This window comes from Larkinella sp. C7 (assembly GCF_006149005.1).
In the GTDB taxonomy this organism is placed as follows: Bacteria; Bacteroidota; Bacteroidia; order Cytophagales; family Spirosomataceae; genus Larkinella.
Genome location: NZ_VBSL01000001.1, coordinates 224466 through 247549 on the forward strand (window position 1 = coordinate 224466; position 23084 = coordinate 247549).

Genomic DNA, 23084 nt, shown 5'->3' on the forward strand with positions numbered 1-23084 from the left:
CACCATGAAATTACAACACATAGGACTTCTTCTGGCCGGTCTGCTTTTCGCCGGATGCAGCGAACTGGAGCAGATTCCGGAATCTACGGCCTCTAAGAACTCCGTTTTCAGCAGTGAACGAGGACTGGAATTATACGCCAATTCGTTTTACGATAACCTGCCAACAGCCAACGACATCATTCGGAGCGACGAAATGGCCGATTTTGCGGCCCGGACGCAGGTGCCGGATTTGATTCGCGACGGAGCTTACGGACCGCGTCAAAGTTCCGGCTGGTCCTGGACGGCTTTGCGAAACATCAATTATTTCATCGAAAACGCGACCAATCCCGCCATTCCGGCCGACGTCCGGCGGCATTACATCGGAGTCGCCCGTTTTTTCCGCGCCCTGTTTTATTTCGATAAAGTGAAGCGGTTTGGGGATGTCCCCTGGATCAACAAGGCGATGGGGGTGTCGGATCAGGATTTGTACAAAGGCCGGGATTCGCGCGTGATGGTGATGGATTCGGTGCTGGCCGATTTGACTTACGCGACGCAAAACATCCGCACGACTTCCGACAACTCGCGTACGCTCATTACCAAATCCGTCGCCAACGGTTACAAATCCCGAATCTGTCTGTTTGAAGGCACATTCCGGAAATACCAGACGTCGTATAAACTCGAAAGCACCGCCGAAAAGTGGCTGACGGAATCCGTTGCGGCTTCCGAAGCGGTGATGAAAGACGGCGGTTTTTCGCTGAACGAAGCCGGTGGCACCGACAAATCGTACCGGCAATTGTTCATCAACAAAACGCCCGTAACGAATGAAATCATGTTATCGGCCGTTGTCGATCCGGCGTTAAGCGTTTTTAACGATGCCAACTGGTGGTGGACCAGTGCGACCTACGGTGCCCGTGTCAGCCTGACCCGGACGTTTGTCAATACGTATCTGAACCTCGACGGAACGCCGTTTACCAGCAAAGCCGGGTATAAAACCCTGACGTTTATGGAAGAAGTGAAAGGGCGTGACAAACGACTGCCCCAAACCATCCGGTCAGGTAATTACACCCGCGTCAATGGCGGAGCGGTGGAACCCGCCCCCCCGGTTTTCTCGTACACCTATACCGGGTATATGCCGATCAAATGGACGCTCGACGACACCTACGCCGACGGCGGAACCCGGAACGACAATTCAATTTCGATCATGCGGTATGCCGAAATTTTGCTCAATTATGCCGAAGCCAAAGCGGAACTCGGTACCTTTACGGATGCTGACTGGACCAAAACCGTGGGTGCGTTGCGGAAGCGGGCCGGTATTACGGGCGGTTTAACGGCCAAACCAACCGTGGCCGATCCGTACCTGCAAGCCAACTATTTTCCAGGCATTTCGGATCCTTCGCTGCTGGAAATCCGGCGCGAACGGGGTATCGAACTGGCGCTGGAAGGCTTCCGTTTTCCGGATCTGATTCGCTGGAAACGCGGTGAGTTGATGGAGCAGGTCTGGAACGGTTTTTACGTCCCGGCCCTCGACAAACCGATGGATTTGAACGAAGACGGCAAAAACGACGTGGTGTTCTACAAAGTGAAACCGGCGACGCAACTGGCGGGCGTCACCTACATCAACGTCGCTGAAACCGTCAATGGCGTTCCGAATCCGCAGCGGTTGTCGAACGACACCTCGGGCGAACTGACGTGGCTGAGCAACATTCCACGGAAGTGGAATGACAAATATTACCTCTACCCCATCCCGGAAAACGACCGGCTGCTGAACCCGGCCATCGGCCAGAATCCGGGGTGGTGAGTTAGTACACAGGGTTAATCAGAGGACATCAGAGATACACAGAGAAAAACTCTGATTAACCCTGATATCCTCTGATTAACTCTGTGTAACAGTCTTTTAAAACCAATCCTCAAAACATGAAACAAACAATCCTACTCCTGCTTTGCACCTTTCTAATCACTCAAGACGGTTTTTCCCAGAAAGACACGCCGATTACCATTGCCACCTACAACATCCGCTACAACACCAAAAATGACGGCATCAACGCCTGGCCCAACCGGAAGGAAGAGGTCAAAGCCCTGATCCGTTTCCACGAATTTGATATTTTTGGCACCCAGGAAGCCCTGCGGGATCAATTGGACGGCATTGCTGAACTGCCCGAATTCGCCTTTTTTGGTGCCGGTCGCGATGATGGGCAACAGGCGGGGGAACATTCGGCCATTTTCTACAAAAAAGACCGCTTCGAAATCCTGAAATCCGGCAATTTCTGGCTGAGCGAAACGCCCGACAAACCCGGCAAAGGCTGGGATGCCACCTGCTGCAACCGCATCTGCTCATGGGCACAGTTTCGGGATAAAACCACGAAAAAGAAGTTCTACTTTTTCAGCGTTCACTTCGACCACCAGGGCGTGAAAGCCCGGCAGGAGTCCGGCAAACTGATGGTGCAGAGAATAAAGGAAATCGCGAAAGATGAACCCGTCGTGCTGGTGGGCGACCTGAACTCGACGCCCGAAACCGAGCAGGTGAAAGCCATTGAAACGATCCTGAGCGATTCGTATAAGGCCACAGCCCAGCCGCCCTACGGCCCCGTCGGTACCTTCAACAGCTTCAAGTTCGACGCGCCGATGAAAAACCGCATCGATTATATTTTCGTCAAAAAAGGCATCGACGTGCTGAAATACGGCGTTTTGACCGACGCCAAAGACCAACGGTATCCTTCCGACCATCAGCCGGTTGTGATCAAGGCCATTATCCGCTAACCTGGACGATCGCTACGATAGACATGCCGGGGGCTTTCGTTTAACGTGTAAAAAAAGGGAATTAGAAATTTAAAATGATGAACGCCAAATGTAAAAGTTAGGAGCTAAGCGCACACCACTTTTACATTTGGCGTTCATCATTTGTCATTTTACATTATTTTACATTCCTTTCTATCCCTTCCAAACCGCCCGTAAATCCAGCAGGTAGAATTGCCGTCCATTGCCGCCGTGGGTGGAGTCGATGCAGACGAAGTTGCCGTCGTTGCTCGTGCGGGGGTGCAGATCGCAACGCCACTCGGCCACATAGCTCTCCCCCGCCGGAAAATGCCCGAGGTCGATCCGCCGGTCGGTGGGCAGGTGATAGAGGTAGGGCGTCTGATTCCGGCTTTTGGCATTGGCGTAGTTGTCGTTCAACAGCCATTCGTTATTCCGTCCCGGCACATACGTCTGATGGCCGTTGACGGGCATTTTGTCGGACTTGATCGGCTCTATTTTTCCGGTTTTATCACCCAGCAAATAGAACGACTGCGGCTGGCCTTCCGGTTTTGTAAAGGCACAGATGGTGGTCGGATCGCGCCAGATGAAATGCGACGTAAAACCAGAGGGATCGATGATGAAGCGGTCGGTGCCGTCGGGATTCATCGTAAACATCCGGGTAACGAAGTTGGTCCGGGCCATCACCTGCCGGTCTTCGCGTTTAGCCCGCCAGCGGTGCAGAAACGTCAGCCGGGTTCCGTCCGTATTGACCAGTAAGTGATTGAACCAGTGAAAATTATCCTCTACCGATGCGCCGTTGTGCGGAATGGAAGCCGCGTCGGCCAGCGACAGAAGCAGTTGGGTTGCCCCGGTTTTTAAATCCATCCGATACAGACCAATTTCTTTGGGTGCCTTGACATCGTAATACGGATCACGAATTCCGGCATAACCGTAGCCGGGCCGCAGATCCTGAATCCGGCTAAACTCCGTGCCAATGGCCCAGTTCCCATCCGGGCTCAGGGCGTACACCGCCATCGGCAACGTCCGTTTTTTGCGGGTGAACACATCGACGATGTGGCTGACATACTGATTGCCCACGCGGTCGTTCCAGATCACTTCCGACGCCGAACCCGGCACCCACTGCAACATGCAGCCCTGCTGCCAGCCCCACGCCCGGCTTTCGCCCAACTCCGTCCAGGAATCGTTTTTCTGCAAATCGATCAGGCCAATTTTGATGACATCATCGCCCACCGGCGAACGTCCTTCGAAACCGACTTTCATGCCCAGCACGTAGCGGTTCGACGGATCGAATTGCCGTTTGTCGTAATAGCCAAACCAGTGAAAACCGGGGCCTTTCGTCAGAGCCCGAACCGGAACCTCCAGCGGTTGTCCGGCAATCTGCCCGAACGTCAGTCCGCTTAAACCCGCCACGGCGGTTGTCTTCAAAAAATTGCGTCGATGCATACGAAAGCGGCTCGCGGTGCTGATGATTCAAACACCCAAAGCCGCTGATGGTCAATAATCTACTGGCTGGAACAAAGAGATGAGACAAAAGAGGTGAGCGTATTATTTTGTCTCACTTCTTTTGTCTCATCTCTTCTCACATCCAATCAATACCCCGGATTCTGGGTAATTTTTGTCGGGTTGATGTCGATCTGGCTCTGCGGAATGGCAAACACCAGGTTATTTTCAGTCAAATTCGTCTGGATGCCAATGGCCGTTGCCTTGGCCCTCAGCACCGGCAGCGCCCGGCCCGTGCGCACCAGGTCGAACCAGCGATGGCCTTCGAAAGCCAGCTCCACCCGCCGTTCCTGTTCCAGGGCCAACCGCATCGCGGCTTGTGTTCCGGCATCGGTGGCGGTTTTGGCGGCCAGTCCGGCGCGTTGCCGGATGCGGTTCAGGAAGGGCAGGGCCTGGGCCGTATTGCCGGTTTCATTCAGCGCTTCGGCGTACATCAGCAAGACATCCGCATACCGCAAAACGGGCCAGTTGTCTTCCGAATCGCCGGAAATAACGGGCGCATCGCGGTATTTGCGAACAAAATTATAATCCACCCGCACCCCACTGGCATTGGTGTAACTGGTGGCCAGCGACACATCTTTCCGCAAATCACCGGGTTCATAAGCCGCGATCAGATCGGCCGTGGGCTGGTTGTTGCCCCCACCCCCAAACTGAATCACCGCGTTGCCCGAGTTTTCGGGCGCATAGGCATTGGCAAAACCGCTGCCCTCGCCGATGCTACCTTTTTTATACTGGACATCAAAAATGGACTCCCGGTGGTTTTTCCCGGATGCCTGGAAAACACTGGCGTAGCTGGGCAGTAAATCATACGTTCCGGCGTCGATCACCTCTTTCAGTTTGGCCGCGGCTTCGGCATACCGCCGTTGGGTCAGATATACTTTTCCCAACAACGATTTGGCCGCTCCGCGCGTGGCCCGGCCCACATTGGCTCCAGTATAACTAACGTCCAAAACCCCTTCCGCATCCGTTAAATCCTGAATAATCTGCGCATACACTTCCGCAACCGGTGTGCGTCCGTAATTATAGCCTTCCTGTGGGTCGACCACTTCCTGAACCACCAGCGGGACATCGCCAAAAACCCGGACGAGGTTGAAATACATCAGCGCGCGCAAAAATTTCGCTTCGCCGACGATGCGTTTTTTCTGGTCTTCGTTCATGGTCACCCCCGCGCTCCGGTCGATGATGGCGTTGCAGCGGTAGATGCCCCGGTAGCCGTCGCTCCAGCGGGTGGCCACGAAAGGATTGGTGGTCCGCATGTAAAATTTATCGAACTCGTCCTGATCCGTTACCGAACCGGATAATACCGGGCGGGTATCGTCGGACGGTATTTCCGCCACCACGTAATACTGACCATACTGACCGTTGGACTGCAAAGCCCCGTAGGCTCCGTTCAGGGCATTCAGCAGGTCAGAACCGGTTCGGTAAAACGTCGCCGTACTGGCCTGTGAAATGGGCGACAAGGCTAGAAACTCGTCCTTACAGCTTGTCAACACAAGGCTCAAAAAGGTGATATACAAATAGTTCCGTTTCATGGAAGAGTGAGATTAAAGACCAATGTTTACGCCAATCGTGTAGGTACGGGCCAGCGGGTAGCTGCCGTAATCGACTCCGCCGGTCAGCGGACCTTCATACCCGCTCACTTCCGGATTGTAGCCCAGGTATTTCGAGATCGTCAGGGCGTTCTGCACCCCGCCATACAACCGCAGACTTTGCACCTTCACACGCTGGATGAGCGTTTTCGGGATGTTGTAGCCCAGCGTAATGTTCCGGATGCGGAAGTAACTGGCATCTTCGACCCAGCGCGACGAAATGGCGTTGTTGTTCCCCGTCGTACGCGTGTTGGCGCGGGGCGTGGTGCCATCGCCGGGTTGTTCCGGTGACCGCCAGCGGTTGAGTGCTGTGGTCAGGGAGTTGGCATTTCCTTCGAGGTTTTCATAAAACCGGCGGGACAGATTCAGAATGGTCGACCCCTGAACGCCCTGGACCACAATCCCCAGATCGAATCCTTTGAAACTGAATGTATTGGTCATACCGTAAATGAAATCCGGCTGGTTATTGCCAATCAGCGTCCGGTCGTTGGCGTCCACTTTTCCGTCACCGTTTACGTCTTCGAATTTGACATCACCCGGTTGCGAATCGGCAAAATGGGGATACGAATCCAGGTCGGCCCGATCGCGGAATACGCCGATTTGCCGATAGCCGAAGAAGCTGCCCAACGGTTGGCCAATCATGGTGATGTTCGACTCACCAACCCCCGTACCGCTGCGGATGGGGTCGCCGGTGGGTCCGAGTGCCAGCACTTTATTGCGGTTAAACGAGAAATTCAGATCCGTCGTCCAGCTAAAGGCGCCCGTCAGGTTTCGGGTGTTCAAGGCTACTTCAAGCCCTTTGTTCTCAACTTTACCAATGTTTCTGACGGCTGATGAAAAACCGGTCAGGGTCGGAACCTGCACGGCCAGCAACAAATCGGTCGTGATGCGTTTGTAGTAATCCACCGTCAGGAAAATCCGGTTACTGAGCACGCCCAGTTCAAGCCCGATGTCGGTTTGCCGGCTTTTCTCCCACGTCAGGTTGTCGTTCCCGATGGAGCTGACCGCCAGACCGTTGGCCAGTGCGTTACCCAGCACGTAATTGTCCGGGCCCAACAGCCCCAGCGACGGGTAGTTGCTGGTAAAGGCATTGTTTCCCGAAATCCCGTAGCTGGCCTTGAGTTTCAATTCCGAAATGACGCGGTTGTTTTTCAGGAAGGACTCTTCCGATACGCGCCAGCCCACCGAAGCGGAGGGGAACGTACCCCAGCGGCTGTTCATGCCAAACCGTGATGAGCCATCGCGCCGGAAAGACGCATTGAGCAGATAACGGTCTTTGAAAGAGTAAGCAACCCGGCCGAAATACGACGCCAGCGACCACTGATCCCGGAAGTTGCGGCCCGCCTGGGTTCCGATAATCGTGCCCGCATTCACCGTCCGAACCAGGTCATTCGGGAAGTTGTTGGCATCGATCCGGCTGCGTTCGAAATCATTCTTCTGGCTTTCCAAACCCACCAGCACTTCGAACCGGTGTGTTTCGCCGATTTGCTTGGTATAGTTTAAGGTATGGTTGGTCACCCAGTTCAACTCCTGGAGGTTTTCCGCATAGGCTGAGTTGGCAGTCGGCGGCAACAATTGATTCAGCGGCAGCGCTGAGGTCTGGTAGTAGTTCTGCCGCGCATGCCGCACATCGCCACCAATAGTACCCCGATACAGGATGCCCAATGGCAGTTTTACCTCGGCATAGGCGTTGCCCAACAGACGCGTAGTCCGCAGTTTGTTATCGATTTCGAAGATGTTGGCAACCGGGTTGGTTATGCCCGGCCAGTCGTAGGGAGCTGCGTAAAAAGCCTGAGAGTTATACACCGACGTTCCCGGCTGGTAGATCGGAATGAAAGGCGGCAAACTCAATGCGGCATTGATCACCCCGTTGCTGGCCCAGTGACCGTCGGTATTGACCCGGTCTTCCACCGAAAAAGACGGACTCAGGCTGATCCCCATTTTCAGGTACGAGGTAATCTCGGCATCGATGTTGGTCCGGACAGTGTACCGGTCGATCCCCGAACGTTTGACGACGCCATCCTGCTTCAGGTAATTGCCCGACACCATGTATTGCACTTTCTCGCTGCCCCCCGAAGCCGTCAACTGGTAGCTGCTGATGGGCGCATTCTGAAAAATCATATCTTGGTAATCGTAGGTCTGCAGACTGCCCGGATCATCGAAATTGACCCCGGCAAATTCCCCGCGTGGATACCGATACCGCTGACCAGCCGGACGGGCGCTGTTGGGATCGGTAATGGTGGCACCAGGCACCCGCTGGAGGTAGGCATTATTGAAGGCTTCTTTGGAAAACTCGGCAAACTGCTGGGAATTCAGCATGTCCATTTTTTTGGTAATCTGCTGAACGCCGGTGTAATAATCGAAATTTACCCGCGCCTGACCCGATTTCCCACGTTTGGTCGTGACGACCACCACCCCGTTGGCGCCCCGCGAACCGTAAATAGCCGTCGCCGACGCATCTTTCAGGATGTCAATCTTATCGATATCGTTCGGGTTCAGCAGGTTCAATCCTCCGCCGTTGGCCAGATCGCCCGAGTTCAGCGGTTGCCCGTCGATGACAACCAACGGACCATTGCCGGCACTGATCGACCCCAGCCCCCGGATTTTAATGGACGGACTGTTGCCCGGCGCACCGGTATTTTGCTGAATCAACACGCCCGGCAACCGGCCCGTCAAGCCTTCGACAATGTTCGGAACCGGCTGATCCTTGATATTTTTGGTACTGATCGACGCAATCGACCCGGTTACATCCCGCTTTTGCTGCGTTCCATACCCCACCACCACCACTTCATTCAACGTCTGATCCGACGGTTTCAGCGTTATGTTGACCGTCGACTGGCTGCCCAGCGGAATTTCCTGCGTCAGATACCCGATGAAGCTGAACACCAGCGTTCCGCCTTCCGTCGGTACCGAAAAGGCAAAATTACCGGATGCGTCGGTCGTCGTACCGCGGGTGGTACCTTTCAGCGCCACACTGACCCCCGGCAAACCGTCGGCATTTTCCTCCGCCGTGACGCGGCCCGTCACCCGGCGCTCCTGAATGGTGACTTCCATCGGTTGCCGCATCAGCAGGGCCGATGTAACAGCAAGATCCAGGCGTTCATCCGGTATGGTTCCCGGCCGCGACTGCACCAGTTGGCTGTTTTCCAGGGGTGCGACAAACGGAGCCAGTCGGCTCGTGGCCTCCTCCGCGTCCACGATCACATAATAATAATCATCGACTTTGCGGAAAGTCAGGTTGTTGGGTTTCAAAACCGCTTTCAGAACCGCTTCCCGGTCGGCCGTAGCGGGCAACGGCAGGCTCACGGTTTTGTCGCGCAGGGTTTTCCGTTGAAAAGCGAACTTGATGCCATACTTTTTCTCCAGGTCGCGCAGCACATCACTCAGCGACCGGACCGTTGGATTGCCGTTTCGAGCATTCCGGGGAAATTCCTGTATCAAATGGGGATGCCGGGGAATCGTGTTCGATGCCAGCATCTGCGCTTCAGCCGTGGTCGTCAGACACCACAGGCCCAAAATCGCCAGTCGGATTCGGGTTGGTAGGGATTTATTCATTTTTGTAATTGGATAAAACGATTTGATTGTCCTGTTTATCAATTCGCAAGCGAAAGGTTTCGGCAATCAGCCGAATCAATAACTCCGGTTTGTTGGCCGGTACCGATCCCGTAAAGGGTTCATTGAGCAGGTTTTTGTTGGTAATTGAGACGGTGAGTCCGTACTCATCATTCAATCGCTGGACAATTTCGGCCAGACGTTCCTCTTCCAGCACCAGCAAATTGTCGCGCCAGGCCACATAGCGCCCGGCATCGACCCGCTCCCGGCGCAGGGCGGTTTTGCCGCCCGTCGTTTCCACCAGATCACCCGGCTGCATCAGCACATCGGGTTGTTGCTGCAATGCCAGCTTCACCTTGCCTTCCTGCAAGACCACCTGCGTGCGGGTCCGGCGGGTGTTTACGTTGAATCGCGTGCCCAACACCACCACATCGGCAGCACCCGTATGCACCACGAACGGCATGCGTTTTCCCAACGGTTTTTTGCTAACGTCAAAGAATGCTTCACCCGTTAGATGTACCTCCCGGCGCCCTTCGGTCTGCCAGTCGCCCGACATTTGCAAAATGGAATTGGCATTCAGCGTCACGACCGAACCATCCGGCAGCGTCACCGTCTGAATCTGACCGTAAGCGGTTTTGTACTCAACCGGCGAAGTGGCCCCTTCATACAGCCACCAACCCAGGCCGGCTAGCAACAGCAGGGTGACGGCAGCCGCATACCGGTAAAAAACCGGTCTGAAAAACAGCCGCTTCGGTTCGGGTTGCTGGGCAAGCTGTTTCTGTCGGAGTCGTTGAAAAGACTCCACTACGGCACTTTCGGGCAGTTCCTGCCAGGTAGACTCCAGACCCATCACCAGCAACCGGGCCTGCTCGATGGTGCTTTGCTGCTGTGGATAGAGGGCTTTCACCGACTCCCAGAACTGATTCGTTTCTGACGTTGGTGCCACTACCCACGCCTGGAAATCGGGGTCCCGGGCAAGGTCAATGGTTTCAAAGGTAGCGTAGTATTCCTGCGGTTTCATGCCGTATTGAAGGATCAATTAACGGTAAGAGCAGAAACCGGAGGCTTTGTAGTATGAACGGAGGAAAAATTTGTAAAAAAATGAATCAGCGATTCATCAACAGTCCCAGCAGGAGCAGTAAAACCGGCCAGTTGGTCTGCAGACGTTTGCGAAGGGCGGTCAGGGCCTGGTACAATTGCGTCCGGGCGGTGTTGTAGGTGATGCCCATCACGGCGCAGATGTCATCGTAACTCAGATCCGTGAAATACCGCAAATACAGGATTTCCTGCTGCCGGGGCGACAAGGTCGTGAGAGCACTCTGAATGTGTTCGTGCTGTTCCTGATTCAGTTTGTCTTCCAGCAGCCGGTCTTCGGCCGAAGGCTCGACCGGTAACAAACCGAATTGTTCTTCCACATCAGTTTCGGCAAACCGGCGCTGTCGCTCGGCGAGTTGGGTCACCAATCGGTTGCGGAATGCTTTCAGCAAATAGGATTGAACGGATTGTGGTTGCGTCAGCGTCTGGCGATACTTCCACAAGTCGATGAACACGTCGTGAATGGCATCCTCGGCGGTGGCCTGATCAGCCCCAAACCGCCGACCGTAGTTGATCAGATGCCGGTAATGTGCCGAATACAAAGCCGCAAAAGCCGACTCACTTCCCTCCCGGAAAGCATTCCAGTGCATCAGGTCGTTCGAGGTGTCGGGGCGGGCGTTCATCAGTCGTGTGCAAACTAAGCTGCAAAGGCAGAAGAGGAGCAAACTTAACCGATTCCTGCAAAATTTGGTATTATTTACGGATAAATTTGCGTTGGGCGTCTTGCTTAAAAACGCCTAGATTTGCAGGCAATGCTCCGGACAGGCTTTCCATCGCAACGACGGTCCTGCACTTCTGGGGTGTTGCCTGCTCCTCTTATGACACTACGCGAAGCCCAGGACACGGTCGATGAATGGATTAAAACCATCGGTGTCCGCTACTTTAACGAACTCACCAATATGGCCATGCTCTCCGAAGAAGTCGGCGAAGTGGCCCGGATCATCGCCCGCCGGTATGGCGAACAATCGGAAAAAGAATCCGACAAAGACAAGGATCTCGGCGACGAAATGGCTGATGTCCTGTGGGTACTAATCTGCCTCGCTAACCAAACCGGTGTTGACCTAACGGCAGCATTTCAAAAAAATATGGAAAAGAAAACCAGCCGGGATGCAAGCCGGCACCTCGAAAATGAGAAGTTGCGGCAAGGCTAGGCATCCGGCCGGTTTTCCGGGCTTAAACACACCAGTTGGTAAGTAATTATCCCATTATTTATACGGTTTTAAAATCTGGTGCCCTTCTTTCACCAGGGCTTCTGCGGACTTTTTGGAAACCACCCAGAAAAGGGTCTCATTTTTATGCTTAACGACTGAAAATTCCTTTCCACCGTCGCGAAACAAGCGGTTACAGGCCCGCATAGCATCAATTTGATTGGTGTACTGATTGTCCTGGGATTCATGCAAAGCTTTGGCAAGTCGTCTCAATCGAAGGTATGAGCGAATGGATTCAAACATGGGAAACGGAGGGCTAGTTGATTTTAAAGTTACACGTTAGAGTAATTTTACTCAAAAATTCTAAAGTACTCAAACAATTCAGGTGCCAATGTAACCAATAGTGCCAAAAATGGTAACATAAGACACTAGAATGCTAATATCCTGCACTTCTTCAATCAAAAAATCAGGCTTTTTCGGCCCTCCTCAGCGACACCGTTGCGTTCATAAAACGAGACGAAAATAAGGCCACAGTGGCCTCTGGAACCCATTTTGTCGAAAATGAGACAAAGAATGTCTATTTTGAGCTAACAGCAGTCTCCCACAAATCCCCACTTTTACGCCGTATTCCCAGCGCGTCGAAACCACAGGGAGTATTTTTTCTCAACTAAAAAAACAGCTCACTATCGCATGAAAAAACTTTTTACCATTCCATTGCTGGCCCTGCTCTTTCTGACGGGCTGTGGCGACAACGACGACACGGTTGCGGTTGCCCCGACCTACAAAGGAACCGAACAGGCACTGGGCAATGGCAAGGCCTATTCCTGGGTGAAATTTACGGCCGACAACAAACCTACTTCCATTGGATTCACCCTTACCAAAGGGGCACTGGACAACCTGCCACACGGCGGAGTAGCCCTGGTGCTGAGCCTGCCAACCGAAGCCGTCGGCAAAACGCCCTTCGACCACATCATGCTCGATTACCTGCACACCGGGCACGAACCTCCGGGTGTCTATGACGTGGGGCATTTCGACATGCACTTCTACATGCAGCCCCTGGCCGAGCGGAAGGCGATTCCGGTTTATGAAGCCGCCAAAGCGAAGTTCGACAATCTGCCTGCTGCGGAGTATTTGCCCAGCAACTACATTCGTCTGCCAGCCGGTGTGCCCGAAATGGGCGTTCACTGGGCAAATCCTGCATCCCCCGAACTGGCCGGTACAGGCAAGTTTACCGAAACGTTGATTTTTGGTTCCTACGACGGCAAAGTCACCTTTATCGAACCAATGGTTACACACGAGTTTTTGAAGAGCAAACCCAACCTCGCCAAGAGTGTGCCGGTTCCTGCCAAGTTTGCCCGGGCGGGTTATTATCCGATGCAATACACCATTAAACAAGTGGGAGACGACATCCAGGTGAGCCTCGAGGGTCTGATGATGATGCAATAGCGGTTATCCGTTCAGCCGATTCCGGTTCGTCACTTATTACAGTTCGTTATCAATTCAGCACATTGTATGAAAAAACTTCACTTATCCGTATTCCCGATCGCCCTTCTTTGCGTGTGTCTTTTGGCCGGTTTTACCAAAAAAGAAGGCCCTCCGAAAAAAAATAACGTGGTCGCCCCCCAATCGGATGAGGCCACGATCAAACGCGGAAAGTACCTGGTTGGCATTCTGGGCTGTCAGGATTGCCATTCTCCCAAGCGCATGGGTGCGCAGGGCCCGGAGGTCATTCCGGAATTGCATTTGTCCGGTTATCCGGCGGATCGGCCGGTTGGGAAAGTGGTTCCGGAGGCTCTGAAGAACGGCTGGATGCTGTTTGGTCCCGATGGAACGTCGGCCGTTGGTCCCTGGGGTGTTAGTTTTGCGGCAAACCTGACCTCCGACGCCACCGGAATCGGTACCTGGACCTACCAGCAATTCAAAACGGCGCTGACCCAGGGCAAATCCAAAGGCATTGCCACGGCCCGGCCGCTGTTGCCCCCCATGCCCTGGTTCAACTATACCGACATGGCGGAAGAAGACATTCAGGCGGTTTTTCAGTACCTGAAAAGCACCAAACCGGTCAAAAATGCCGTGCCTGCCCCCATTGGTCCCGACAAACTGAATTGATCAAAACGGGGAGGGCTTGCGAATGCCCTCCCCTCTTTTCCTTTCTCACCAGGAACGAATACACAAATAGGCAATAATCAGGATCAGCCCGGCAAACAGGTAGATGCGTTGGGTGATTTTACGCCGTTGTTTGACGATCCACAGCAAAATAAGACTCAGGCCCAGAGCCCATAGAGTACCATCCATATTCCTTACCGGTCTTTAAAGGTGCTTGTCTTAGCAAAGGTAAGAAAGAAACCAACCCAAAGGTCGGCTTAACATTTCGCGGTGTCCGGTAGTTAAGAACATATACCAGACATAGACCCATGAAAAATCTAAGTGACCTTTCGTTCGATGAGATTCAAAAAATGTATGCTTATGCCATCAACCTGGCGGCTGCTTATGTCAAAGATGCCGAGAAGCATTACAAGGCAGAGGAGAAAGAAAGAGGAGACGATTTTACAGCCGCGGATCAGGAGTGGACGGAATACGCCCGAATTCTGGACCTGGAACTCCAAAACCGGATCAAGTCGGCGGTAAATATCCAAACCCCGCAACCACAGCCATTTATTTAACCGGCCGAAAACAAAGCCCCCTGACCGCACCGATGCGGTCAGGGGGCTTTGTTTTCGGAAATAACCATTCAGGCATTTGCGAACGATGGAATTCAGTGAGCAGTCTGCCGAAGCAGGAAATGCTTAGCGCAGGAAATGGATCGCTATCATCGCAATATGAATCAGCAGATTAACGGTGAAAAGCTGGATACAAAACCGTACGGATAACAGCCCCAGGTTAGAAACCAGTACGGCAAAGAAACTGACCACGGCGACACCGGCGAAAATGTCGCTGTAGCCGAAATCAAAATATTGAAAAATCAGCAACGAAGCGGGCGTTATGATGCAACTCTGGATGATCAGCAGGGCCACCATGACCGTAAACCGGTAATCGCCGGTTTCCAGAATGTTTAGGGCACGGTTATACCGGGTACGCCAGTTTAAGTGAGTGGGCTGATCGGCAACGGAGTGGGTAGGAAAAGCGAGTTTCGTGTTCATCGTCGTAAGGAATAATTGATGACACAAAAGTCGCTGCGAAAAGACATTCCGGGGATGAGATCCGTTAGCTGATCCGATGATCTCTGTTTTGCCGCGAATTAACAATCCTCACCTTAAAAACTGACGAATGTCATGGCAAAGGTCCGGGCGAACCGGCAGCTTTACGGAAAATATGAATACGATGGAACCGCTAAAGAATTCAATTGCCGATCTGGAAATGTATCAACTGGAAAATTGTCATTCCGAAAACAAGCGGTGGGCCCTTACCCTGACCAGTTACGAACAGGAAATTGAGCAATTGATGACCCTCCTGGATGATGTCCTGGAGCAATTTAACCACCAGAATCTGCGCCAGCGTGCTTTCGATTACCAGCAGAATCTGAAACGACTGAAAGCTTGGTTTACGCGTCTCCATACTGACCTGATCTGCGAGCGTTCTACCTGCGTTTCAGATACGCCACTTCCGTGCGGAGAATCTCAGTTCGGCCGCTACAAAGCCATTCCCAGCCAGTTTGCCGGTTTATCCGACGAGTTTTCCAAAATTAAAGCGGGTTGTTACCAGTTTCTATCGGTCGTGGTGCAATTGAATTTGATGTAACGTCCTGCTCCAGGTAGCAACCTTTTCCTACTGTCTCCGGGTTTCCGCCTGCCGCATGGGCATGCTGTCGATGATGCGGAAAACCTCGCCGGGTTTGATCGGTTTTTTGAACGTGTGTTTCACCCCGCCGTCTTTGCCGATGAGCCAGCCTTTGAAAACGTCGGAGGGGGTTAACTGAAACGCATTTTTTGTCAGAAACTGCCGGTCGGTTTCCGGCAGTTCGGCGGCAGTCAACATGATTACATCCAGGTCGCGTTCGTCAAGGCCGGCTTTTTCAGTTTGCAGGATTTTTTTTTGCTGCAGGAAAGCAGGCTGCGCCTGATCAGTCCCATATACCAGCAAAATGCGCCGGTCGTTCCGCTTCTCGTCCAATGCGGTTTTCAGGGATTTATTTTGAAAACCGTTGTTATCCATGGCTCCAGCCAGGGTCATACTGAGCAGTAGTCCCATCACCCATACCGTCTGCATACCGTCAAGCGTTTTAAGAGCCTTGGTTCCGGCTCACTATCCCATAACCCTTTTTCAATCGAAGAGGTTTTCGGAACGTTCCAGCAACAGAATGGCCGACTGCGGAACGATGCAGTATTTTTCGCCTTCGTATTCCAGTTCGATGGCGTTGCGCTGGAGGTAGATGGCCAGATCGCCCTCCAGGGCCTGGAGTGGCATGTACTTTACTTTTTCTTCGGTTTCCTTCCAGGGTTCCTCTTCCGATGGCGAAGGAATCGGATACCCCGGTCCCACTTTGATGACATAGCCGCTCTGCACCTGTTCTTTTTCCGTTACGGTCGGTGGTAAATACAAACCGCTGTTGGTGCGTTCACTCGGGTTTTTGGGTTTCACCAGCACCCGGTCCCCCACAACGATCAATCGTCTCAATCGGTTATCTGCCGTTATTTCCATGGTTGTTAATCAGTAGTCGTTTTTGCGCCGGTTACCGTCGCCAGCCACCCCGATCAATAATCAGGCTACCCCGGATTTTGCGACAAAATGTCAGCCCATGACCGGTTTTACACCCATCAGGGAACCGGATCATAGCCGCTGCCGCCCCACGGATGACAGCGCGCAATGCGCTTCAACCCCAGTTGCCCGCCTTTCAAAGCGCCATATTTCTGTACGGCTTCAATCATGTATTGGGAGCAGGTTGGCGTATACCGGCACGAATTGGGCAGGTAGGGCGAGAGAGCGCCCTGGTAAAATCGAACGAAACCAATCAACACGGTTTTCATAATGGATAACAAGTCCTTCATTAAATCTTTTCTATCTTTGCTTGCAATCCGCGCCGGCTCTTCGGCCAGTCGGGCTGCTGAATTCAAACCCTGAGCCGCCGATGCGGGTCTATTTTTTAACACGTCACGAAATCGAATGCTCTCCTACATCATCTGGGACGTTAATCCCGAATTGTTTTCTATCGGCTCTTTCTCCGTTCGCTGGTATGGCCTCCTGTTCGCCCTCGGTTTTCTGTTGGGTCAGCAAATCATGCTCTACATCTTCAAACGCGAAGGCAAACCCATCAGCGACATCGATGCCCTGACCCTATACATGGTCATTGCCACCGTTCTCGGTGCCCGAATCGGCCATTTCCTTTTCTACGAACCTGAAGTTCTGTTCAAAAACCCGCTGGAGGTGATTCTTCCCCCCTACCGCGGACTGGCCAGCCACGGTGCCACCGTCGGGATTCTGACCGGTTTGTGGCTCTACTCCCGCCGGAAATCCAGCCTGGCGACCCAACAGACGTTCCTCTGGGTGACCGACCGCATCGTCATTGCCGTAGCCCTGGGCGGTTGTTTCATCCGGCTCGGCAACCTGATGAACTCAGAGATTGTTGGCCGACCTACCGACGTTCCCTGGGGATTCGTTTTTGTTAACAACACGGAGTATCTACAGATTCCCCGCCACCCCGCGCAATTATACGAAGCCATTTCGTGTCTGTTCATCTGCCTCTTTCTGTTCTGGTTCTGGAACCGCTACAAGCAGAATACGCCCCGGGGCAGTTTGCTCGGCATCTTCCTGATCGGCGTGTTTGGTCTGCGGTTTTTCTATGAATTCCTGAAAGAAGATCAGGTTGAGTTTGAAAAAACACTGGCCCTCAATATGGGTCAAATCCTGAGCATTCCAGCCGTGCTGGCCGGTATTTATTTACTGGTGGTGAGTTTCCGGAAACAGGCGACACTCCAGAGTTCCGGGAAAAACCGGTAGCCGTCGGATATTTGTTACCGCTGACTCAATAATGAATACGTTGTAAACAGAATCCTTCTTTCTTTGCTTCAACTCCACCGGCAAAAAACCGGTTGGTGCATAAACTCTTGACTTAACCAATCCAAACTACGAATGAAACTGATCCAATCAGTACCCGTTTTCTTGCTGGCGGCTACGCTGTTGATGAGCTGTGGTGGCAATAAAGAAGAAGAAAAAGCCGAATCATCGGACGATGACGGCACCTCGATTTCGGCCAGCGAAAGCGTCGATGCGCTGAAGAAAATGGCTGATCAGGCGGAAGAAATGCAGAAAAATGGCCCGGTTGAAACCGTCGATTTCCGCAAACTGAAAGAAATGCTCCCCGCCGATGCCGACGGTTTGGTCCGCAAAGAAGCCACCGGCGAGAAAAACGGCATGGCCGGTTTTAATATCTCCACCGCCAAAGGTGAATACCGCAACGACGACGACAGCCAATCCATCGAAGTGAACATTGTCGATGCGGGCGGAACCGGTGCCTTGATGGGCCTGGCTGCCTGGTCGATTATCGAAGTGGACAAGGAAACCGAAAACGGGTACGAGAAAACCACCAAATTTGGCGATTACAAGGCGTACGAAAAATACGACAACGAAAGCAAAAATGGCGAAATCGCGGTATTGATCAACAACCGTTTCATCGTAACCACCAAAGGCAACGGCGTTGACATGAGCAAAATTAAGGCTACACTCGAAGACATTGACCTGAGCAAGCTGGCGGATTTGAAATAGATAAACAAGACAAGAGAGGTGAGACGAAAGAGTAAAGCCAACTGCGAATGGATGGGTCTTTACTCTCTCGTCTCACCTCTCTTGTCTCGTTTCATCAATGTCCTCCGGCCCCAAGGGGAAAGGCCGCTTCTTCGGCCTGATTGGTTTCCTTCACCAGAAAACAGGCTCCGGCGGCCAGAATCAGGCAAACCCCGCAGAGCGCCAGTGCATTGCGCGGATCGCTGTTCAAGACGGTTTCGTACAGAAAACCAATCGTCATGTTGTTGATAATCTGCGGAACGACGATAAAACCGTTGAACAGCCCCATGTAAACGCCCATCCGCTCCCTGGGAACGGAGGTGGAAAGCATGACGTAGGGCATCGACATGATGGAGCCCCAGGCCAGGCCCACCAGCGTCATGCCGACGAGGAAGATGTATTTGTCGTGCGAAAACAGCATAGACAGAAAACCCAGCCCGCCGATGATCAGGAAAACCGCGTGGGTGCTGCGACGGCCCAGCCGGTTGGCAATCGGGGGCAGCAAAAACGAAATCCCAAAACAGCCGACGTTGAAGAGGGCGAAACACAAGTTACTCCATTCCAGTCCTTTGGCAAATCCTTCGGGGTTGATTTTCGCATCCGGCGCATCGAAGGCATGGCGGGCAATGGCCAGCGACAGATACTGCCACATCAGCGGTAAACCGTACCAGGTAAAGAACTTTACCCACCAGAGCTGCTTCATGGTGGCAGGCATGTGCCGAAAAGCGTCGAACACTTCGGCAAACGCGTGAAAAACGCCCCGCTTTTCTTTTTTCATCCGCTCAAACTCTTCCATGTTTTCGGGCGGATATTCGGTGGTCGTATACATGGTCCAGATCACCGCTCCCAGAATGGCGACTCCGCCGATGTAAAACGAGTATTTAACAAAGTCGGGAATCAGGTTGGCCCCGGTAGCCGCCACGGCGATGCCAAAAATCGGCAAAATGAACGGCATCAGATTGGCCAGCGTCTGCCCGAAACCGACAAAGAAACTCTGAACGGCAAACCCCAGATTCCGTTGCTGGTTGTTTAATTTATCACCGATAAACGCCCGAAACGGCTCCATCGTGATGTTCAGACCCGCATCGAGCAGCCACATCAGGCTGGCGGCCATCCAGAGTGCCGACGAATTGGGCATCATAATCAGGGCAAAACTGGTGATGAGTGCGCCAACGAGAAAATACGGTTTTCGTCGCCCCCAGCGTTTAGACCATGTCCGGTCACTCATCGCGCCGATAATGGGCTGCACCAGTAAACCGGTGACAGGGCCCGCCAGCCAGAGGATGGGAATGGCGGATTCTTCGGCGTTGAGATACCGGAAAATGGGACTCATGTTGGCCTGCTGTAAACCAAAGCCGTACTGAATACCCAGAAATCCAAAACTCATGTTCCAGATTTGCCAGAAACGTAGGTGGGGCTTTTCTTTCATAAGAAAAACGACGGGAAGAGATGTGTTTAGGTTAGCGGAGGAGCCGAAAAAGGACTCGATTCTGACAATAATAAGGATTTTGTTGCAAGATTCGAAGATTGTTTTTACCTATTTTTTTATTGCGGTACTTTTGAAGATGCCCTCGTCAATGACGCCCGTTTGATGCTACTATCCTTACTTTTCTGGACGTTGTCTTTTGCAGACTCGACGGCCAAACCATCCGCCATGGCCGATACCGTGCAGCGTGATTACTGGGTGGTTCGGTCGGTCCACATTCACGGAAACCACCGGACGCGGGAGAGCATCATCCTGCGCGAGCTGGAAGTGAAAGCCGGTGATACCATCCAGCGCCCGCAATTGACCGAAAAACTGGCCTGGGATCAGCGAAAAGTGACCAACACCAACCTGTTTATCACCGTCGATGTGACGGCGAAAGAAGTCAGTGTGAACGAGATCGACATTGAGGTCAATCTGAAGGAACGCTGGTACGTTTTTGTGATCCCGGTTTTCGACCTGGCCGACCGCAACTTCAACGAGTGGTGGTATGAACGGGGCCGCAGCTTCCGCCGAACGATTTACGGAGCACGGCTGAACTATAAAAATGTGACCGGAAATGCCGACAAAATCAACGCGATTTTCGAGTTTGGTTTTACGCGCCGGACGCAGGTGGTCTACTCGCTCCCTTACATCGACAAGGCGCAGAAAACCGGCATCAGTTTTGGAGCATCCTACCAGACCAACAAGGAAGTAGCCTACCGCTCGGCGCTTGACAAACTGGTGTATTTCCGGAGCGAGGACCTGATGCGCGAGCGGTTTTTCACCAATGTCATTCTGACCCGCCGGAATCAGTTTTACAATTTCCACCGCCTGGAACTCCGGCTGGTCCGCAATGCCATTGCCGATACCGTTGCCAAACTGAATCCTGATTATTTTCTGAACGGCCAGACCAAACAGCGGTATTTTCTGCTGAGTTACCTCTTCACGCACGACCGGCGCGATGCCGTGGCGTATCCGCTGCGGGGGCATTACCTCAACCTGACCGCCAATCAGTACGGGATTCTGCCGTCCGACAATGTACGGTTATTTGAAATCATGGCGAGTTATACCCGCTACTGGCCACTGGGCGCAAAGTTTTACGCCAGCAACAGCCTGCGGGGCAAACTTTCGTGGCCCGAGCGTCAGCCGTATACCAACCTGCGCGGTTTGGGATACCTGTCGGATTTTGTTCGGGGCTACGAGTTGTATGTGATCGATGGACAGCGGTATGGGCTGGTTCGCAACACGCTGAAATACCAGTTGCTGAACGTTCGAAAACAGGTCCGATGGATGCCGATGAAGCAGTTCAATACCGTTCCGCTGGCGTTGTACCTCAGTCTGTTCGGCGATATGGGCTATGTCAACAGCACGCTGGCGCAGGAATACAACAGCCGACTGGCAAATTCGTGGCTTTACGGCGGGGGCGTGGCGCTGGATGTTGCCACGTTTTACAACATCGTGGGGCGCATCAGTTACTCCGTCAACCGGCAGGGCCAGACCGGTATTTTCTTTAACTTCACCTACGATTTGTAAAACCGCTTCCCGGCAAAACGCATCCCAAAACCGGCTAACGGTTTTGCGTATCGCTATTCCAGTGTAACTCTCCGGTATTTTTCAACAATGATCCGGTCGATCCCCAGTTTCTCCAGTTTTTCAACGCCTTTTTGAATCAGCGTATCCCCGTGTAATTGCACCACGAATTCGAACTTGTGATTTTCCCACGCTTTGTCGATGAAATACTCCAGGTTTTCGGTATAGACGCTGTCCACCAAGGTGTAGCTGCCCCCGCCTGCCGTAAACGGTGGAGCCGTCGAGTCGTTTTCCGCCGACAGGGCGTGGTTGAGGAAGGCAAAATGGGTGGAATTGATAATTTTAATCATTTTCTGTTTCGGATTAAACGTCGAAAACGTCGAATCCTTTTCGGTAGCCGTAGCCGAAATCAGTTCCCAGGTACCAATAATCGGTATTCCTGTTGGCTTGGTTTCACAGCCGGCAAAGGCAAAACTTAGGGCAATCAGCGCTAGCGTAAAGTTGAATTTCATGTTTACTCGGGGACGGTTTTTCGTTATCTTGACAATTGGTAAAGATAGTAGTCTTTGTGCTTAGTTTCTCACCTTGCCGATTAGCGTAATTTTGACTGGCTACTGACATGCAGCCCTAAACAATGAAAACCAGAACCGTCCATTTCAACCCTTCGGATTTCGAACCCGTACGAACGGTGGCGCTCCGGTTTCCGGGAACCGAGGAAAGCGTTTCGCACGAAAATACGCCTTCCATCAAAGTGCGGGGCAAACTGATGTGCCGGTTGCACGAATCCGGCGAATTTATCCCCATCCGGCTCGATTTTGCCATCCGGGATGCCTACCTCGACAGCCATCCCGAGATTTTTCATTTGCCGGATCACTTCAAAGGCTACCCCTATGTCTGCATGTGGATTCATCCGTACGACCGAAAATTACTGGCTGAAATCCTGGAGCTCAGTTGGCGGGGGCTGGCCACCAAAAAACAACTTGCGGAATGGGAAGCCCGAACGGATTCATCCGAATCCCGTTGAACCGTCTTAAAACCAGACCTGCCATGAAAATCGGAGTAGCCCAGACCCGCCCCGTCAAAGGTGACATTCCGCGCAACATTGCCAACCACCAACCCCTCATCGACCTCGCCGTTGCGGACGGCGCCGACCTCCTCATTTTTCCGGAACTATCCCTGACCGGCTACGAACCGGAACTGGCCGCCGACCTGGCTACGACCCCGGACGACAGCCGGTTCGACGTGTTTCAGACCCAAAGCGACGCCCACCGAATCACGATTGGCGTTGGCCTCCCAATCCGAAGCGAGGAGGGCATCTGGATCAGTCTGTTGATTTTCCAACCGCATCAGCCCCGGCATCTGTATTCGAAAAAGTACTTACACGCGGACGAAGAACCGTTTTTTGTAAGCGGCCAAAGTACCCTCCATTTTCTGGGCGAAAACGCCAGCGCAGCCCTCGCCATTTGCTACGAACTGTCGGTGCCGGAGCATTCGGAAAATGCCTTTCATAACGGTGCAGCAGTTTATATCGCCAGCGTAGCAAAATCGGCCCCAGGCATGGAAAAAGCCAGTGAAACGCTGTCTGCGATAGCAAGGACCTACGCTATGACGGTGTTGGTTGCTAACTGCGTGGGGCCTTGTGATAATTTCGAAAGTGCTGGTCGGTCAGCCATCTGGAACACCAAAGGCGAGTTGGTCAGACAGCTTAATAACACCGATGAAGGAGTTCTGATCATCGATCTGGCGACCAGGTGA

General features: G+C 52.9%; 25 protein-coding genes. 12 read left to right on the forward strand and 13 right to left on the reverse strand.

The genetic code is table 11. The features are described from left to right. Positions 1 to 4: 4 nt before the first annotated feature. Both FH871_RS00920 and FH871_RS00925 read left to right on the forward strand, forming a co-directional pair. The gene (locus FH871_RS00920) at positions 5 to 1777 is read left to right on the forward strand and encodes a RagB/SusD family nutrient uptake outer membrane protein (protein ID WP_138989466.1); all 1773 of its coding nucleotides are present in this window, start codon (positions 5 to 7) and stop codon (positions 1775 to 1777) included. Positions 1778 to 1893: 116 nt separating this feature from the next. After that, positions 1894 to 2736 carry an endonuclease/exonuclease/phosphatase family protein gene (locus tag FH871_RS00925; protein WP_138989467.1) on the forward strand — a complete coding sequence of 281 codons (843 nt, stop codon included), beginning with the start codon at positions 1894 to 1896 and terminating at the stop codon, positions 2734 to 2736. Positions 2737 to 2907: 171 nt separating this feature from the next. On the opposite strand, the gene FH871_RS00930 is transcribed toward FH871_RS00925, so the two are convergent. From FH871_RS00930 to FH871_RS00950, 5 genes are all read right to left on the reverse strand, one after another. Further along, on the reverse strand, positions 2908 to 4176 hold the full coding sequence (locus tag FH871_RS00930) for a twin-arginine translocation signal domain-containing protein (RefSeq protein ID WP_138989468.1): 1269 nt from the start codon (positions 4174 to 4176) through the stop codon (positions 2908 to 2910). A 146-nt stretch (positions 4177 to 4322) separates the two neighbouring features. Beyond that, positions 4323 to 5765, reverse strand: a complete 1443-nt coding sequence (locus tag FH871_RS00935; protein WP_138989469.1) for a RagB/SusD family nutrient uptake outer membrane protein — start codon at positions 5763 to 5765, stop codon at positions 4323 to 4325. Between the two features lie 12 nt (positions 5766 to 5777). Beyond that, on the reverse strand, positions 5778 to 9377 hold the full coding sequence (locus FH871_RS00940) for a SusC/RagA family TonB-linked outer membrane protein (protein ID WP_229316917.1): 3600 nt from the start codon (positions 9375 to 9377) through the stop codon (positions 5778 to 5780). Then, positions 9370 to 10395 carry a FecR family protein gene (locus FH871_RS00945; protein WP_138989470.1) on the reverse strand — a complete coding sequence of 342 codons (1026 nt, stop codon included), beginning with the start codon at positions 10393 to 10395 and terminating at the stop codon, positions 9370 to 9372. Before FH871_RS00945 ends, FH871_RS00940 begins: the two co-directional genes overlap by 8 nt. Positions 10396 to 10480: 85 nt before the next feature. Beyond that, positions 10481 to 11092 carry an RNA polymerase sigma factor gene (locus FH871_RS00950; RefSeq protein ID WP_138989471.1) on the reverse strand — a complete coding sequence of 204 codons (612 nt, stop codon included), beginning with the start codon at positions 11090 to 11092 and terminating at the stop codon, positions 10481 to 10483. Positions 11093 to 11287: 195 nt separating this feature from the next. Here FH871_RS00950 and FH871_RS00955 point away from each other — a divergent pair, with 195 nt between their 5' ends. Beyond that, entirely contained in the window at positions 11288 to 11620 is a 333-nt protein-coding gene (locus FH871_RS00955; RefSeq protein WP_138989472.1) for a nucleotide pyrophosphohydrolase, read from the forward strand. A 54-nt stretch (positions 11621 to 11674) separates the two neighbouring features. On the opposite strand, the gene FH871_RS00960 is transcribed toward FH871_RS00955, so the two are convergent. After that, the gene (locus FH871_RS00960) at positions 11675 to 11920 is read right to left on the reverse strand and encodes a hypothetical protein (RefSeq protein ID WP_138989473.1); all 246 of its coding nucleotides are present in this window, start codon (positions 11918 to 11920) and stop codon (positions 11675 to 11677) included. Between the two features lie 387 nt (positions 11921 to 12307). Between FH871_RS00960 and FH871_RS00965 the strand changes: the two genes are divergently transcribed. Together FH871_RS00965 and FH871_RS00970 are read left to right on the forward strand one after the other, a co-directional pair. Continuing rightward, entirely contained in the window at positions 12308 to 13063 is a 756-nt protein-coding gene (locus tag FH871_RS00965; RefSeq protein ID WP_138989474.1) for a DUF5602 domain-containing protein, read from the forward strand. A 66-nt stretch (positions 13064 to 13129) separates the two neighbouring features. Continuing rightward, complete coding sequence (locus FH871_RS00970; protein ID WP_138989475.1) at positions 13130 to 13726, forward strand: c-type cytochrome; 597 nt, start codon at positions 13130 to 13132, stop codon at positions 13724 to 13726. 45 nt (positions 13727 to 13771) lie between these two features. Here FH871_RS00970 and FH871_RS33025 read toward each other — a convergent pair whose 3' ends face one another. After that, a complete protein-coding gene (locus FH871_RS33025) occupies positions 13772 to 13912 on the reverse strand; it encodes a hypothetical protein (RefSeq protein ID WP_171062723.1) in 141 nt (46 codons plus the stop codon). A 119-nt stretch (positions 13913 to 14031) separates the two neighbouring features. Between FH871_RS33025 and FH871_RS00975 the strand changes: the two genes are divergently transcribed. Further along, complete coding sequence (locus tag FH871_RS00975) at positions 14032 to 14280, forward strand: hypothetical protein (protein ID WP_138989476.1); 249 nt, start codon at positions 14032 to 14034, stop codon at positions 14278 to 14280. 123 nt (positions 14281 to 14403) lie between these two features. On the opposite strand, the gene FH871_RS00980 is transcribed toward FH871_RS00975, so the two are convergent. Then, a complete protein-coding gene (locus FH871_RS00980; RefSeq protein WP_138989477.1) occupies positions 14404 to 14757 on the reverse strand; it encodes a hypothetical protein in 354 nt (117 codons plus the stop codon). Between the two features lie 127 nt (positions 14758 to 14884). Here FH871_RS00980 and FH871_RS00985 point away from each other — a divergent pair, with 127 nt between their 5' ends. Continuing rightward, positions 14885 to 15355 carry a hypothetical protein gene (locus FH871_RS00985; RefSeq protein ID WP_138989478.1) on the forward strand — a complete coding sequence of 157 codons (471 nt, stop codon included), beginning with the start codon at positions 14885 to 14887 and terminating at the stop codon, positions 15353 to 15355. Positions 15356 to 15382: 27 nt separating this feature from the next. On the opposite strand, the gene FH871_RS00990 is transcribed toward FH871_RS00985, so the two are convergent. The 3 genes from FH871_RS00990 to yidD all read right to left on the reverse strand — a co-directional run bounded on the left by FH871_RS00990 (position 15383) and on the right by yidD (position 16581). Continuing rightward, positions 15383 to 15823 (reverse strand): DUF4174 domain-containing protein, encoded by a 441-nt coding sequence (locus tag FH871_RS00990; protein ID WP_229316918.1) that lies wholly within the window; start codon positions 15821 to 15823, stop codon positions 15383 to 15385. A gap of 54 nt (positions 15824 to 15877) precedes the next feature. Then, positions 15878 to 16255 (reverse strand): co-chaperone GroES family protein, encoded by a 378-nt coding sequence (locus tag FH871_RS00995; protein WP_138989479.1) that lies wholly within the window; start codon positions 16253 to 16255, stop codon positions 15878 to 15880. A 116-nt stretch (positions 16256 to 16371) separates the two neighbouring features. Continuing rightward, entirely contained in the window at positions 16372 to 16581 is a 210-nt protein-coding gene (gene yidD, locus FH871_RS01000) for a membrane protein insertion efficiency factor YidD (protein WP_212768199.1), read from the reverse strand. Between the two features lie 136 nt (positions 16582 to 16717). On the opposite strand from yidD, the gene lgt reads away from it, so the two are divergent. Both lgt and FH871_RS01010 read left to right on the forward strand, forming a co-directional pair. Beyond that, positions 16718 to 17551 (forward strand): prolipoprotein diacylglyceryl transferase, encoded by an 834-nt coding sequence (gene lgt, locus FH871_RS01005; RefSeq protein WP_138989481.1) that lies wholly within the window; start codon positions 16718 to 16720, stop codon positions 17549 to 17551. Between the two features lie 132 nt (positions 17552 to 17683). Continuing rightward, positions 17684 to 18316 carry a transposase gene (locus tag FH871_RS01010; RefSeq protein ID WP_138989482.1) on the forward strand — a complete coding sequence of 211 codons (633 nt, stop codon included), beginning with the start codon at positions 17684 to 17686 and terminating at the stop codon, positions 18314 to 18316. Between the two features lie 94 nt (positions 18317 to 18410). Here FH871_RS01010 and FH871_RS01015 read toward each other — a convergent pair whose 3' ends face one another. After that, entirely contained in the window at positions 18411 to 19763 is a 1353-nt protein-coding gene (locus tag FH871_RS01015; protein WP_138989483.1) for an MFS transporter, read from the reverse strand. A gap of 162 nt (positions 19764 to 19925) precedes the next feature. Between FH871_RS01015 and FH871_RS01020 the strand changes: the two genes are divergently transcribed. Continuing rightward, complete coding sequence (locus tag FH871_RS01020) at positions 19926 to 21332, forward strand: BamA/TamA family outer membrane protein (protein ID WP_229316923.1); 1407 nt, start codon at positions 19926 to 19928, stop codon at positions 21330 to 21332. 53 nt (positions 21333 to 21385) lie between these two features. Here the strand turns inward: FH871_RS01020 and FH871_RS01025 are convergent, their stop codons facing one another. Then, positions 21386 to 21841, reverse strand: a complete 456-nt coding sequence (locus tag FH871_RS01025) for a hypothetical protein (protein ID WP_229316925.1) — start codon at positions 21839 to 21841, stop codon at positions 21386 to 21388. A 122-nt stretch (positions 21842 to 21963) separates the two neighbouring features. On the opposite strand from FH871_RS01025, the gene FH871_RS01030 reads away from it, so the two are divergent. Next, on the forward strand, positions 21964 to 22353 hold the full coding sequence (locus FH871_RS01030; RefSeq protein WP_138989484.1) for an MmcQ/YjbR family DNA-binding protein: 390 nt from the start codon (positions 21964 to 21966) through the stop codon (positions 22351 to 22353). Between the two features lie 23 nt (positions 22354 to 22376). Further along, the gene (locus tag FH871_RS01035) at positions 22377 to 23084 is read left to right on the forward strand and encodes a carbon-nitrogen hydrolase family protein (protein ID WP_138989485.1); all 708 of its coding nucleotides are present in this window, start codon (positions 22377 to 22379) and stop codon (positions 23082 to 23084) included.